This window comes from Azospirillum sp. (genome assembly GCF_050789165.1).
On record NZ_JBOZRT010000054.1, the window covers coordinates 106,918 to 119,576 of the forward strand.

The window sequence follows — 12,659 nt, forward strand, 5'->3', positions numbered from 1 at the left end:
CGTCGCATGCCGCACCGTAAGACCGTGATCCTCACCGGAGCCAGCCGAGGCATCGGCCACACCACCGTGCAGCGGTTCAGCGCCGAGGGCTGGCGCGTGATCTCCTGCTCGCGCGAGGATGTGCCCGACCATTGCCGCCGCGACCCGAACTGGACACACCACATCACCGCCGACCTGTCGGACCCGGAGAGCCGCACCGCCTTCGTCAAGGAGGCCTGCGCAGCGCTGGACGGCGACCCGCTGCACGCGCTGGTCAACAACGCCGGCGTCTCGCCGAAGACCCCGATCAAGGAGCGCCTGGGCTGCTTGAACGGCGACATCGCCGGCTGGTACCGGGTGTTCGAGCTGAACTTCTTCGCGCCCCTGGTGCTGGCCCGCGGCTTCGCGGCGCCGCTGGCGCGCGGCAAGGGGGCGATCGTCAACGTCACCTCCATCGCCGGCCATTCGGTGCACGCCTTCGCCGGCTCCGCCTATTCGACGTCGAAGGCGGCGCTGTCCGGCCTGACCCGCGAGATGGCGGTGGAGTTCGCCGAGATCGGCGTGCGCGTCAACGCCGTGGCGCCGGGCGAGATCGAGACGTCCATGACCGGTCCCGAGTACGACGTGCTGATCCCGCGCATCCCGCTGAAGCGCATGGGCACGCCGGAGGAGGTCGCCTCGGTGATCTTCAGCCTGTGCGGCCCGGACTACCAGTACGTGACCGGGACGGAGATCTTCATCACCGGCGGGCAGCACCTGTACTAGGAACTTGGCCCTCCCCCAGCCCCGCTGGGGGAGGGTTGGGTGGGGGCCGCAGCTTCGCGGGAACACCTTGCCCCCACCCTTCCCACTGCGTGGGCCCCTTCCCTCCCCCATCAGAGATGGGAGAGGGCTGAGAATCACCCCAGATTGAAGCGCGTCACCGCCGCGGCGAGGTCGTCGCCGAAGTGCTCGCCGACGCGGATCACCGCCACGCCCGGCGGGATCTCCTTGAGCGCCGGGTTGTCCAGGCTCATGGAGGTCAGCAGCGCCGCCGGCACCTCCTTGGTCACGCTCATGGCGCGCAGGCCGCGGATGAGGTCGAGGCCGGACAGCCCGTCCATCACCATCGACGCGATCAGCATGTCGGGCGGCACGCGCACCGCGTGGCTGATCGACTCGATGGGGTCGTTCACCGTCACCGTGCGGAAGCCGCAGGCGGCCAGCTCGTTGCCGACCTTCTTGGCCACCACCTTGGACGGCGTCACCAGCATCACCTCGACGTTGCGGATCTCCACGTCCGTCACGTCGAAGCGGTAACGCACCGGCAGGGCGCGGATGATCTGGTTGGTCTCGCCGATCGCCGGCTGCTCGGCGCGGTCCACCACCTCGGCGATGCGGTCGAGGAAGACCGGCAGGTCCACCCGCTCGCGCGGGTCGAGCCGGGTGACGCCGCTCAGGTAATCCTCCAGGCGGTGCGCGATCAGGCTGACCGTCGGGAAGCCGAAGGAGGTGCCCATGCCCTTGAAGTTGTGCGCCTCCAGCCGGAGCACGCCGATCACGTCGACAGCGCTGCGGGCCCCGTTCGCAAAACCGTCGAGCGCGTCGTACATGGTCTGCAGACGGTCGCGGGCGTCGTCGACGAACTCGACGCGCAGCTGGGCTTCGAGGTCCTCGGTCAGCTTGCCTTTGGCCATGGGGAACGATTCCGGGTCGGGGGACGGGCTTTATTGCCCGCCGGAGGTTACACCAGAATCGTTAAGCGAAACAAACGCTCGCTGCCCGGACGAAACGACGCGGCCCCGGCGAAAGGACCCGCTCAGACTCGCGCCAGCAGGTCGTTGAACCACGCCAGCCGCGCCTCGGCGACGGCGATGTCGTGGTCGAGGAACGCCGGCAGGTAGCCGTCGTCGCCCGCGTGGCGGCGCTTCAGGTCGCCCAGGCGCGCCAGCTCCATCTCATGCATGGAGACGAGGTTGTCGATCTGCTCGCGCTGCGACTCGGCGTCCAGCAGGTGCAGGAAGCGCAGCTTCAGGCTGATGACCAGCTTGTTCAGCCCGTCGGCCGAGGGCGTGCGCACGTTGGCGCGCATCAGCGTGTCGAACTCCGTCCGGCCGGCCACGGTGGGCCCGAGCAGCGCGTTGTCCTCCATGCCGGTGCCGTCCAGCGCCTCGATCAGGCCCTCGTAGCGCAGCATCTCCAGCGAGGTGCCCATGAGGTCCAGCGACGGGCCGACGATGCGGTCGAGGAAGTGGCGGATCGAGCCGGCCACGTCCGCATAGCGCATCGCCCCGCCCTGGATGAGCGTGCCCAGCACGGCAAGCCGGACGGCTTCCTTCGGCATCAGCGAGTTGTCGCGGTACATGGCGGCCTCCACAAGGTCGTCGAATGGACGCCGACAGGGTCGTCCACTCGACTAAGCTAATCGCGATCGTCTCGCAAGTCCAGGGGTCAAGCGGCCAGCGCCCGTTTGTCACCGCGGCCTATGCCGTACGGAACGGCCGGGCGCCGGGGCTGTTGCTGGGAAGGCACCGAGAGATGAGGAGACGACCGTGACCAAGCTCGCACCGCTCGCCGCCGCCCTGCTTCTGGGCATCGCCGCCGGGCCGGCCCTGGCGCAGCAGCCGCAGCCCCGCCCGCAGCTTCCCAACGACCAGCGCCCGCGTGCCGAGGAGCACGATTCGAGCAGCCGCACCATCGGCCGCGGCGACACCGGGCTGGGCGAGCAGCACGGCCGCCCGGCCGGCGACGCGCTGGCGCGCCCGGCCGACCCGAACATGGCGGCGCCGGCCGACGGCATGAAGCCGAAGGCGCGCCGGGGCGATACCGCCGCCACCAGCTCCAAGACCGGCGTCGGCAGCGGCAGCATGGGCGAGGACCAGGGCGCCAACCGCCGCCGTCCGGCCACCGCCGAGCGGCCGGACGCCGACCGCCCGTCCTACAGCGTTGACCCCAAGGCCAACGGCTACGCCAAGCCGAGGCGCGCCGACGACACCCGCAACAACCCGCCGCCGGGCAGCGCCGGTTCATCCGGCCAGCCGCCGCGGCAATAGGAACGCGAAAGGGCCCGGAGGATCGCCTCCGGGCCCTTTTCGGTTCAGAAAGCGGCCGGCGTTCAGGCGGCCAGCTTCAGCTCCAGCTCGTCCCACACGTCGCGCAGCGAGGCGACGAGGTGCGCCATCATGGCGTCGTCGTGCAGCGGCGTCGGCGTGAAGCGCAGGCGCTCGGCACCGCGCGGCACGGTCGGGTAGTTGATCGGCTGGACGTAGATGTTGTGGCGCTCCAGCAGCAGGTCCGACGCCCGCTTGCAGCGCTTGGCGTCACCCACCATCACCGGAACGATGTGGCTGACGCTGTCCATCACCGGCAGGCCGGCGTCGGCGAACAGGCGCTTCAGGGTGGCGGCGCGCTCCTGGTGGCGGGTGCGCTCGGCCTGGCTGGACTTCAGGTGGCGGATCGAGGCGAGCGCGCCGGCCGCCAGCACCGGGGCCAGCGAGGTCGAGAAGATGAAGCCGTGCGCGAAGGAGCGCACGCAGTCGATCAGCGCCGCCGAGCCGGTGATGTAGCCGCCCTGCACGCCGAACGCCTTGCCCAGCGTGCCCTCGATGATGTCGATGCGCTGCATGGCGCCGTCGCGCTCCGCCACGCCGGCGCCGCGCGGGCCGTACATGCCCACCGCGTGCACCTCGTCGATGTAGGTCAGCGCGCCGTGCTTCTTGGCGACGTCGACGATGGCGTGGATCGGGGCGATGTCGCCGTCCATGGAATAGACGCTCTCGAACGCCACCAGCTTCGGCCGGCGCGGGTCGGCGGCGCTCAGCAGCTGGTCGAGGTGCTCGGGGTCGTTGTGGCGGAAGACGTGCCGCTCGGCGCCCGAGTTGCGGATGCCGGTGATCATCGAGTTGTGGTTCAGCGCGTCGGAATAGATGATGCAGTTGGGCAGCAGCTTGCCCAGCGTGCCCAGCGCCGCGTCGTTCGACACGTAGCCCGACGTGAAGAGCAGCGCGCCCTCCTTGCCGTGCAGGTCGGCCAGCTCGCGCTCCAGCAGCACGTGGTAGTGGTTGGTGCCGGAGATGTTGCGGGTGCCGCCGGCGCCGGCGCCGACCTCGTCGAGCGCCTTGTGCATGGCGTCCAGCACCACCGGGTTCTGGCCCATGCCGAGGTAGTCGTTGGAGCACCAGACGGTGATGGTGCGCTCACGCCCGGCCGAATCGCGGAAGGTCGCTCGAGGGAACTTGCCGGCGTGCCGCGCCAGGTCGGCGAACACGCGGTAGCGGCCCTCCTGCTTGAGAGTCTCGATCTGGCTCTTGAAGAAGCTCTCGTAGTCCATCTCGCGGGATCCGTTCACAGTGCCTGGGGCGTCGGTGCCACCAACGGCGATCGTCCAAACGATGTGCGCCGTATGTAGGATGGCATCATTGTTTCCCGGACGCCACCCGGCATTGACCGAAATCAACCGTCCGGGGAACGGAGCATTGCGTGGACGCGATGCCCCTCCCTACCCCTCTCCAACGCAGCGGGAGAGGGGTAGGGAGGGGTCGGAAAACACTACCCCTTCAGCACCGGCACCGCGGCGTCGAGCGCCTTTTCCAGGCGGTCGAACATGGTGCCGACCTCCGCCTCGGTGATGATCAGCGGCGGGCAGAGCGCCAGGCTGTCGCCCATGGCGCGGGAGATCAGGCCGTTCTCCTGGCACAGCCCGTTGACCCGGGCGCCGGCCATGCCCACCGGCTCGAACGGCTGCTTGGTCGCCTTGTCGGCCACCAGCTCCAGCGCGCCGATCAGGCCGGTGCCGCGCGTCTCGCCGACCAGCGGGTGGTCCGACAGCGCCTTCAGCCGGCGCTGGAACACCGGCGCCACCGCGCGGACGTGGCCGAGGATGTCGCGCTCGTCGTAGATCTTCAGCGTCTCCAGCGCCACCGCCGCCGCCACCGGGTGGGCGGAGTAGGTGTAGCCGTGGCCGAAGGTGCCGATCTTCTCGCTCTCCACGACGCAGGCTTGGTAGACCGCCTCCGACACCATCACCGCCGAGATCGGCAGGTAGCCCGACGACAGCGCCTTGGCGCAGGTCAGGATGTCCGGCTGCATGCCGAAGGTCTGCGTGCCCCAGTAGTTGCCGGTGCGCATGAAGCCGCAGATCACCTCGTCGGCGACCAGCAGGATGTCGTATTTCTTCAACACCGGCTGGATCTTCTGGAAGTAGGTGGCCGGCGGCACGATGACGCCGCCGGCACCCATGATCGGCTCGGCGAACATGGCGGCGATGGTGTCCGGCCCCTCGGCCAGGATGAAGGCCTCCAGGCTCTCGGCGAGGCGCGTGGCGAACGCCTCCTCGCTCTCGCCCTCCTCGGCGAAGCGGTAGTGGTGCGGGCAGTCGGCGTGCAGGATGCGGGCGATCGGCAGGTCGAAGTCGCGGTGATTGTTCGGCAGGCCGGTCAGGCTGGCGGTCGCCACCGTCACGCCGTGGTAGGCCTTGTTGCGCGACAGGATCTTCTTCTTCTCCGGCCGGCCCAGCGCGTTGTTGTAGTACCAGATCAGCTTGATCGCCGTGTCGTTCGCCTCGGAGCCCGAGTTGGCGAAGAACACCTTGGACATCGGCACCGGCGCGCGGGCGATCAGCGCCTCGGCGAGGTCGATGCCGGGGTCGTGCGACTTGTGCCCGAAGACGTGGTAGGTCGGCAGCTTGCGCATCTGCCGCGCCGCCGCCTCGACCAGGCGCTCGTTGTCGAAGCCCAGCGACACGCACCACAGGCTGGCCAGCCCCTCGATGTACTCCTTGCCGGAGTCGTCGTAGACGTACACGCCCTTGCCGCGCTCGACGATCATCGGGCCGGCGGTCTCGTGGACCTTCAGGTTGGTGTAGGGGTGCAGGAAATGCGCCTTGTCTCGGCTGGCGGCCGAGTTGCCGATGGCGGTGGTGCCGGTGCTCATGAAGCCTCCCATTGGACGTCGGGATTCGTGCCCGAACGTTTGAGATCTTAAACACCCCCGGTGAGCGACGCCACACCTGCATCGCGGCCTTGCGCCGGACAGGGGGCCGGGCTCCAATGGCGGCCCCGCATCCGAGAGGCCCGGCCATGACCACGCTCTACCTGATCCCCAGCAGCGCCGCCATGGCGCCGCACATCCTGCTGCGCGAGATCGGCGCGCCGTTCGAGCTGGTCGTCCTCGACCGGGAGCGCGGGGAACACCGCACGGCGGAGTACCTGAAGCTCAATCCGAACGGCCGGGTGCCGACGCTGGTGGACGGCGACCTGGTGATCTTCGAGTCGGCGGCGATCTGCCTGCATCTGGCGGACACCCACCGGCACGCCCGGCTCGCCCCGCCGGTGGGCACGCCGGAGCGGGCGCGCTTCACGCAGTGGCTGGTCTACCTGACCAACACGGTGCAGGCCGACATGATGCTGTACTTCTACCCGGAGCGGTTCGCGCCGGCCGCGGTGGCGGAGCAGGTCAAGGCGATGGCGGTGGACCGCCTGATGGGCCAGTTCGGCCTGCTCGACGGCGAACTGGAGGGGCGGGAGTTCCTGGTCGGCACCCACTTCACGGCCGTCGACGCCTACCTGTTCATGGTGGCGCGCTGGACCCGGCACATGCCGCGCAAGGCGCGCGACCTGCCGCACCTCGGCCCCTATCTGGCGCGCATCCAGGCGCGCCCCAGCGTGCAGGCGGTGTACCGGGCGGAGGGGTGCGAGGCGTTCTACTGACGCGTCGGGCCGCGTCCCGTCCCCGCCTCCGGCGGGGGCGGGAGCATCACAGCTCCTGCCGCCAGGGCAGATTGCCTTCCACCAGCGACTCGGCCTCGCGCGCCGGAAGCGGCTTGGCGAAGTGGTAGCCCTGGCCGTAGTCGCAGGCCAGCGCCCGCAGCAGGTTGGCGTCGGCGGTCGTCTCGATGCCCTCGGCGATCACGTCGAAGCCCAGCAGCCGCGCCAGATCCACGATGATGCGGACGATGGCGCGGTTCTCCTCGCTCTGGTGCATGGCCGAGACGAAGGAGCGGTCCACCTTCAGGCTGTCGATGGGCAGCTTGTGCAGGTAGCTCAGCGACGAATAGCCGGTGCCGAAGTCGTCGATCGACAGCTTGATGCCCAGGCCGCGCAGCGTCTCCAGCAGGCGGATCGACTGCTCCGCCTTCTCCATGACGGCGCTCTCGGTCAGCTCCAGCTTGATCCAGGAGGGCTCCACCGCGGTCTCGCGCAGGACGGCGCGCACGCGGTCGGCGAAGTCCGGCTCGCGCAGCTGGCGGGTGGAGAGGTTGACGCTCATGAACAGCGGCGCCGAGCCCGGCACCCGCTTCTCCTGCCAGTCGGCGACCTGCCGGCACGCCTCGCGCAGCACCCATTCGCCCAGGCGCACGATCAGCCCGGTGCTCTCGGCGATCGGGATGAAGACGCCGGGCGGGATCGCGCCGCGCTCCGGATGGCTCCAGCGCACCAGCGCCTCGAAGCCGGCCAGACCGCCGGTGACCATGTCGATGATCGGCTGGTAGGCGACCCACAGCTCGTCGCCGCGTTCCATGGCGCGACGCAGGTCGTGCTCCAGGCGCACCTGCTCGACCACGCGGGCGTGCATCGCCGGGTCGAACCAGGCGTGCCGCGCCCCGCCCTGCTCGCGCACGCGGCCCGTGGCGATCTCGGCGTCGCGCAGCACGTCCTCGGCGCGCTCGTGCGCCTCGCACCAGGTCGCCACGCCGATGCTGGCCGACAGGAACACCGCGGCGCCCGAGGAGGAGCGCGCGGCGCGCACCACGGCGGCGACGCGCTCGATCTTGCGCTCGACCGCGGGGGGATCGCAGTCGCCGGCGATCAGCAGCGCGAAGGCGTGGTCGCTGACGCGGGCCAGCAGGTCCACCGGCCCGCCGTCGCGGCCCAGCCGGTTGGCGAGGTCGATCAGCAGCTCGTTGGCGAAGGCCTGGCCCAGGCTGGTGCGGATCTCGACGAAGCGGTCGATGTCGACGGTCACCAGCGTGAACGGTTCGCCCACCGCCTGGTAGTCGCCCATGTGCTTGAGCAGCAGCAGCCGGTTCGCCAGCCCGGTCACCGGGTCGTAGTAGGCGAGGCGGAACAGGTCGTCCTGCGTCTTGCGCCGCTCGGTGATGTCGTAGAGCAGCACGAAATAGCCGGCGACCGAACCGTCCGGCCGGCGGTGCGGCGCGTGCAGGCGGATCACGTAGTGCTGGCCGCCGTTCGGGTGCGGCATCCAGCCCTCGGTCTGCACCACCTCGCCGCGCAGCGCGCGGTCGGCCATCGTCTGGGTCAGGCGGAAATGGTCGTCGCCCAGCACCTCGGCGATGGTGCGGCCGGAGAGGTCGGCCAGCCCGCTGCCCATGAAGGCGCGGTAGGCCGGGTTGGCGTAGACGTGGCGCCGGTGCGTGTCGAACAGGCCGACCATCACCGGCATCGCCTCCATCACCTGCAGCAGGATGTCGGGCGCGGGCACGCCGTCGTCGCTTCCCGTCAAAGAAGCGGCCAGTGCGGCGAGGTTGGGGTCCGGCATCATGGGCAAGGGAGACATGGAACCAATGGATGGGTGAATAACCAACAATTACGCGAAACCTCGCGGGTACGTCAAAACCAAACCCGCCAATAACGCCGACCGCGCACACAATTATACTCGGGTATGCACCTCGGTCGGCACGGCCCCACCTCGACTTTGGCACGGTGCGGTTGCTTCTTAGACCCACCCCAAGCCGGACGCGTGCATCGCCGTCCATGGCCGGCCCTGCGCCCGGCGCGCGGCCGGGCCGCTTTTCGCGCCGTCGCTTTCGCGCGCGCACCTGATCTATAGTCATATGAAACGCGCGGTCCTGCCGACGCCCCGGCAACCGGGAGCGGCGGGCCACGCGGCGGTGGGGAGACGACAGGGGGACGATCATGGCACTCAAGGATCTGCTGGTTGTGGTCGACGACACGCCGGCGGCGGCCGCGCGAATCGACGTGGCCGCGCAGCTGGCGGTGAAGCACGACGCTCACGTGACCGGCCTCTACGTGGTCACCACGCCGCTCATCCCGAATTTCCTCGACGCGCAGATCCCCGAGGCGGTGCGCGCCGCCCAGCGCGACCTCGCGAACGAGTTCGCGGCCAAGGCGGAGACGCTGTTCGAAGGCCGCATGCGCCGCTTCGGCCTGACCGACCGCTCGGAATGGCGGGCGCTGCGCGGCCTGCCGGGCGAGCTGGTGGCGGTGCACGGCCGCTACGCCGACCTCGTGGTGGTCGGCCAGGTGGATCCCAGGCACGACCGCGACCTGCCCCTGCTGCACCCGCAGGACCTGGTGTTCGACTGCGGCCGGCCGCTGCTGGTGGTGCCCTACGCCGGCACCTTCCAGACGGTGGGCGAGCGCGTGCTGGTCGGCTGGAACGCCAGCCGCGAGGCGGCCCGCGCCGTCGGCGACGCGCTGCCGCTGATCGCCAAGGCGCAGAAGGTGCTGGTCCTGGCGGTGAACCCGAAGCCGGGCCAGCTCGGCCTGGGCGACGAGCCGGGGGCGGACATCGCTAGGCATCTGTCGCGGCACGGCCGCGTGCAGGCGACGCACGTCACCACCGACGCGGTGGAGCCGGGCGACACCATGCTCAACACCGTCGCCGACGAGTCGTGCGACCTGGTGGTGATGGGCGCCTACGGCCGGTCGCGCCTGCGCGAGCAGGTGCTGGGCGGCATGACGCGCTACATGCTCGAGCACATGACCGTGCCCGTGCTGATGAGCCACTGAGACCCGGCGGGAGCGGCGGATGGCCGGACCGGACTGCCGCAGCTCCCGCTGCCGCCACCGCGGCGACTGCGCCCGCAACCCGGCGCCGCCGGCCCCGGCCCCCGGCGACGCGGAGCGACCGCGCTGCTTCGAGCCCGCCGGGGCCGGGGCATCGCGCCTTCGGCCGGATGGCCAGTTGAGAGCCGACGGCGGCGCCCCACTTTAAGTGGACAGCGCCGCCCCCCTAACCGCCCCGACGGCCCGATGCCCCTGACCGGAACGCCCCCGTCCAAGACCCGGATCCGGACCTTTCCGGAAGATCCCGATACCATCGGCATCGACATCACCGGCCGCGAGTTCCTGCTGAACCGCAACGACGCCGTCGAACTGGCGCTGAAGATCCTGACCGCCTGCGGCGTGCAGCTGCTGGGGTCGACCGGCGGCGACCCGCCCGCCGGCAAGCCCTGAGCGGTCAGCGCTCCACCGGGTTGGGCTCGGTGCGCCCGTAGGAGAGGTGGTCGACGCCGCCCCGCCGCCGCACGGTCACCGGCGGTTCCGTCGTGAGCCGGTTGAAGGCCCGCTCCAGCGTCGTCGCGAGCGACGGCTGGGTCTTCTTGGCCTTGGCCTTCGTGCGGCGCGGCGCCTTCGCCGGCTTGGCCGGTGCCGCCTTGGCCGCGGGGGCCGGAGGGACCGCAGGGGTTGCGGAGGCTGCGGGGACAGCCGGGGCGGCGGGCACCGCGGCGCTGCGGGCGAAGACGTCCTGGCAGCGGCCTTCGGCGCGGGCCGTCTCCAGCTCCGGCCCATCGAGCAGCAGGCAGTCGGCCGCCCGCGCCGGGCCGGCCGCGAGCCCCGCCCAGAACACCGCCCAGAAAGTCGTCAGGACCGCCGCCCCGCGCATCGTCCGCCGCCGCATGCCTCCCCGCCCCGCCGCTCATGTCATTCTCCGACATAAACGCACGGCCGAGCCTGTTTTCGAGGACGCAGCCGGAGTAGCCAACTCCCCCCTTCGCAGGGCGGAGGGACGGCCTGTCCGTTTCGTGCTATTCCATCTGTGACATGCCCGGCGCCTCCGGCGCCTGCTATGGTCGCACGGGAGAGCCGCGAATCCGGCGGCGAATGGAGACCTCATGAAGTCCGACTCGAAAGCAACCGACCGCACCAGCCTGGAAGCACTGACCGAGGCGTACCTGTCCAAAGGCGGCACCATCACCCAATGCGCCCCCGGCCCTTCGGAGAACGTGACCTACAAGCACTCCATGCGCGGACGCCCGCGGGCGAAGCCCGACACCACCGAAAAAACGCAGAATTCCACGGGTTCCGCGCCGGCGGCCGACGCCTGACGGGCAACCCGGCACAGCAGCGGGGGCATCGGCCTGGTGCCCTTCGCTTGTGACCGTTGCAGCGAATCCTTAGTTGACCTAAGCATAGCCATTGATTTTGCCCGCGCGTCCGGCGAGCATACGGCGGTATGTTCCCGTCACCCTTGTGGCAAACGATCGACAGGCATCCATGGTCAAGCAAAAGACGCAGCCGCCCACCGGCTCGAAGAACGAAGACGACGAGAGCGGCCCGAACGCGGTCGATGTGCACGTCGGCTCGCGAATCCGGCTGCGGCGCACCCTGATGGGCATGAGCCAGACGGCGCTCGCGGACTCCGTCGGGCTGACGTTCCAGCAGATCCAGAAGTACGAGAAGGGCGGCAACCGGGTTTCGGCGTCCCGCCTGTGGCAGTTCGGCCAGGTGCTGGACGTGCCGGTGTCGTTCTTCTTCGACGACATGCCGCAGGAGATCCTGTCCGACCGCGGCCATCCCGGCGCCACCAGCACCGCCAGCGACAGCGAGTCGACCGGCGTGATGACCCGCCGCGAGACGCTGGAACTGGTGCGCGCCTACTACCGCATCCAGAACGAGCCGGTGCGCCGCCGCATCTACGAGCTGTTCAAGGCGATGGGCTCGGCCGCCGACGAGGCGGCGAAGGACTGATGCCAAAGGCGCATGATGGCTTGATCAAGCGTCTTTGATTCGAACCCGGCGGCACAATGCGACGCTCTCGCCCCTTGCTTCCGGCAGGGGGCGGGAGCGTTGCTTTGAGCGAGAGGGGCATACGGCCGGCACCCGTTGTGGAGCAGGCCGCCGGCTATTAGTCTGGCGGTCTTCCGCCCATGACCGGCGCACGACCGAGGAGCCGACGATGACCACCCCGCCGCGCCGCCACATGCCGTGGGCGTTCCGACTGTGGTTCGCCTTCCTGGGGCTGGTGGCGGCCGGCATGATCGCCGCCGCCGTCTGGTCGGCGCTGGTGGTGATGGACGCCGGCCCCGCCGGCTACCGCGGCATGAAGGCATCGCCCCCGGCCACCCCGGCGCCGGACGCCGCGCCCGGTTCGGCACCGTCGACGGCCACGGGCCGGCCGTGAGCGCGGGTGCGCTCCGGTTCCGGCCCGCTGGTGCCGACGCTGGCGTGGACGGCCGTCCTTAACGGAACAGGCTGGCCAGGATCTGCGGCGCCTGGTTGGCGATGCTCAGGGTCTGCGCGCCCAGCTGCTGCTTGATCTGCTGGGACTGCAGGTTGGCGCTTTCCTTGGCCAGATCGGCGTCCACGATGGCGCCCAGGCTGGTGGTCAGCGAGTCCTGCATGGTCTCGTTGAACTTGATCTGCGCGTCCAGGCGGCGGGAGTCGGCGCCCAGCGTGTTCAGCACGCTGCCGGTCTTCTCCTCGGCCGACGCGAAGGCGCCGGTCAGCAGCACCACGGCCGAGGCCGCGCTGCCCACCGAGGTGAACGCCGACACGATGGCCGAGGACAGCGACACGCCGGTGCCGCCCACGGTGTACTGCGTGCCGTCGGTGCTCGCGATCACCGAGATGTTGGTCTTGCCGCCGCTCAACAGGTTCATGCCGTTGAACTTGGCGTTCGTGATGTAGTTCTGGACCTCGGCCTTCAGCGCGGTGAAGTCGTTGTTGTACTTCGTGCGCATGTCGGTGTTGAGGTTCTGGTCGGCCAGCTTGGTCAGC

15 protein-coding genes are annotated in these 12,659 nt (G+C 70.0%); 8 read left to right on the plus strand and 7 right to left on the minus strand.

What is annotated here, in order from left to right:
* The first annotated feature begins 6 nt into the window (after positions 1-6).
* Entirely contained in the window at positions 7-744 is a 738-nt protein-coding gene (locus tag ACRWK7_RS13260) for an SDR family NAD(P)-dependent oxidoreductase (protein ID WP_431856715.1), read from the plus strand.
* 134 nt (positions 745-878) lie between these two features.
* On the opposite strand, the gene ACRWK7_RS13265 is transcribed toward ACRWK7_RS13260, so the two are convergent.
* Together ACRWK7_RS13265 and ACRWK7_RS13270 are read right to left on the minus strand one after the other, a co-directional pair.
* Positions 879-1,655, minus strand: a complete 777-nt coding sequence (locus ACRWK7_RS13265) for an Hpt domain-containing protein (RefSeq protein ID WP_431856716.1) — start codon at positions 1,653-1,655, stop codon at positions 879-881.
* A 122-nt stretch (positions 1,656-1,777) separates the two neighbouring features.
* On the minus strand, positions 1,778-2,323 hold the full coding sequence (locus tag ACRWK7_RS13270; RefSeq protein WP_431856718.1) for a hypothetical protein: 546 nt from the start codon (positions 2,321-2,323) through the stop codon (positions 1,778-1,780).
* 187 nt (positions 2,324-2,510) lie between these two features.
* Between ACRWK7_RS13270 and ACRWK7_RS13275 the strand changes: the two genes are divergently transcribed.
* Positions 2,511-3,011 carry a hypothetical protein gene (locus tag ACRWK7_RS13275; RefSeq protein WP_431856719.1) on the plus strand — a complete coding sequence of 167 codons (501 nt, stop codon included), beginning with the start codon at positions 2,511-2,513 and terminating at the stop codon, positions 3,009-3,011.
* A gap of 62 nt (positions 3,012-3,073) precedes the next feature.
* On the opposite strand, the gene hemA is transcribed toward ACRWK7_RS13275, so the two are convergent.
* The gene (gene hemA / locus ACRWK7_RS13280; protein ID WP_431856720.1) at positions 3,074-4,288 is read right to left on the minus strand and encodes a 5-aminolevulinate synthase; all 1,215 of its coding nucleotides are present in this window, start codon (positions 4,286-4,288) and stop codon (positions 3,074-3,076) included.
* A 218-nt stretch (positions 4,289-4,506) separates the two neighbouring features.
* Positions 4,507-5,889 carry an aspartate aminotransferase family protein gene (locus ACRWK7_RS13285; RefSeq protein WP_431856721.1) on the minus strand — a complete coding sequence of 461 codons (1,383 nt, stop codon included), beginning with the start codon at positions 5,887-5,889 and terminating at the stop codon, positions 4,507-4,509.
* Between the two features lie 146 nt (positions 5,890-6,035).
* Between ACRWK7_RS13285 and ACRWK7_RS13290 the strand changes: the two genes are divergently transcribed.
* The gene (locus ACRWK7_RS13290) at positions 6,036-6,665 is read left to right on the plus strand and encodes a glutathione S-transferase family protein (protein WP_431856722.1); all 630 of its coding nucleotides are present in this window, start codon (positions 6,036-6,038) and stop codon (positions 6,663-6,665) included.
* A gap of 46 nt (positions 6,666-6,711) precedes the next feature.
* Here ACRWK7_RS13290 and ACRWK7_RS13295 read toward each other — a convergent pair whose 3' ends face one another.
* Positions 6,712-8,397 carry a putative bifunctional diguanylate cyclase/phosphodiesterase gene (locus tag ACRWK7_RS13295; protein ID WP_431856723.1) on the minus strand — a complete coding sequence of 562 codons (1,686 nt, stop codon included), beginning with the start codon at positions 8,395-8,397 and terminating at the stop codon, positions 6,712-6,714.
* A 434-nt stretch (positions 8,398-8,831) separates the two neighbouring features.
* On the opposite strand from ACRWK7_RS13295, the gene ACRWK7_RS13300 reads away from it, so the two are divergent.
* Both ACRWK7_RS13300 and ACRWK7_RS13305 read left to right on the plus strand, forming a co-directional pair.
* Positions 8,832-9,668: a universal stress protein gene (locus ACRWK7_RS13300; protein WP_431856724.1), complete on the plus strand. Its 837-nt coding sequence runs from the start codon at positions 8,832-8,834 to the stop codon at positions 9,666-9,668.
* A gap of 243 nt (positions 9,669-9,911) precedes the next feature.
* Positions 9,912-10,115, plus strand: a complete 204-nt coding sequence (locus ACRWK7_RS13305) for a hypothetical protein (protein ID WP_431856725.1) — start codon at positions 9,912-9,914, stop codon at positions 10,113-10,115.
* Positions 10,116-10,119: 4 nt separating this feature from the next.
* Here the strand turns inward: ACRWK7_RS13305 and ACRWK7_RS13310 are convergent, their stop codons facing one another.
* Positions 10,120-10,560 carry a hypothetical protein gene (locus tag ACRWK7_RS13310; protein ID WP_431856726.1) on the minus strand — a complete coding sequence of 147 codons (441 nt, stop codon included), beginning with the start codon at positions 10,558-10,560 and terminating at the stop codon, positions 10,120-10,122.
* Between the two features lie 214 nt (positions 10,561-10,774).
* Between ACRWK7_RS13310 and ACRWK7_RS13315 the strand changes: the two genes are divergently transcribed.
* The 3 genes from ACRWK7_RS13315 (at position 10,775) to ACRWK7_RS13325 (ending at position 12,063) form a co-directional block, all read left to right on the plus strand.
* Positions 10,775-10,987, plus strand: coding sequence for a hypothetical protein (locus ACRWK7_RS13315; protein WP_431856727.1), 213 nt, complete (start codon positions 10,775-10,777; stop codon positions 10,985-10,987).
* Positions 10,988-11,156: 169 nt separating this feature from the next.
* A complete protein-coding gene (locus ACRWK7_RS13320; RefSeq protein WP_431856728.1) occupies positions 11,157-11,630 on the plus strand; it encodes a helix-turn-helix domain-containing protein in 474 nt (157 codons plus the stop codon).
* A 208-nt stretch (positions 11,631-11,838) separates the two neighbouring features.
* Entirely contained in the window at positions 11,839-12,063 is a 225-nt protein-coding gene (locus ACRWK7_RS13325; protein WP_431856729.1) for a hypothetical protein, read from the plus strand.
* A gap of 58 nt (positions 12,064-12,121) precedes the next feature.
* Here the strand turns inward: ACRWK7_RS13325 and ACRWK7_RS13330 are convergent.
* Positions 12,122-12,659 (minus strand): flagellin (locus tag ACRWK7_RS13330; RefSeq protein WP_431856730.1); only part of this gene is annotated, 538 nt, incomplete at its 5' end.

Coding starts and splice junctions, on each gene's coding strand:
- ACRWK7_RS13305 (WP_431856725.1), top strand. CDS start 9,912: ATGCCCCTGACCGGAACGCCCCCGTCCAAGACCCGGATCCGGACCTTT.
- ACRWK7_RS13285 (WP_431856721.1), bottom strand. CDS start 5,889: ATGAGCACCGGCACCACCGCCATCGGCAACTCGGCCGCCAGCCGAGAC.
- hemA (WP_431856720.1), bottom strand. CDS start 4,288: ATGGACTACGAGAGCTTCTTCAAGAGCCAGATCGAGACTCTCAAGCAG.
- ACRWK7_RS13260 (WP_431856715.1), top strand. CDS start 7: ATGCCGCACCGTAAGACCGTGATCCTCACCGGAGCCAGCCGAGGCATC.
- ACRWK7_RS13310 (WP_431856726.1), bottom strand. CDS start 10,560: ATGCGGCGGCGGACGATGCGCGGGGCGGCGGTCCTGACGACTTTCTGG.
- ACRWK7_RS13325 (WP_431856729.1), top strand. CDS start 11,839: ATGACCACCCCGCCGCGCCGCCACATGCCGTGGGCGTTCCGACTGTGG.
- ACRWK7_RS13290 (WP_431856722.1), top strand. CDS start 6,036: ATGACCACGCTCTACCTGATCCCCAGCAGCGCCGCCATGGCGCCGCAC.
- ACRWK7_RS13265 (WP_431856716.1), bottom strand. CDS start 1,655: ATGGCCAAAGGCAAGCTGACCGAGGACCTCGAAGCCCAGCTGCGCGTC.
- ACRWK7_RS13315 (WP_431856727.1), top strand. CDS start 10,775: ATGAAGTCCGACTCGAAAGCAACCGACCGCACCAGCCTGGAAGCACTG.
- ACRWK7_RS13300 (WP_431856724.1), top strand. CDS start 8,832: ATGGCACTCAAGGATCTGCTGGTTGTGGTCGACGACACGCCGGCGGCG.
- ACRWK7_RS13320 (WP_431856728.1), top strand. CDS start 11,157: ATGGTCAAGCAAAAGACGCAGCCGCCCACCGGCTCGAAGAACGAAGAC.
- ACRWK7_RS13270 (WP_431856718.1), bottom strand. CDS start 2,323: ATGTACCGCGACAACTCGCTGATGCCGAAGGAAGCCGTCCGGCTTGCC.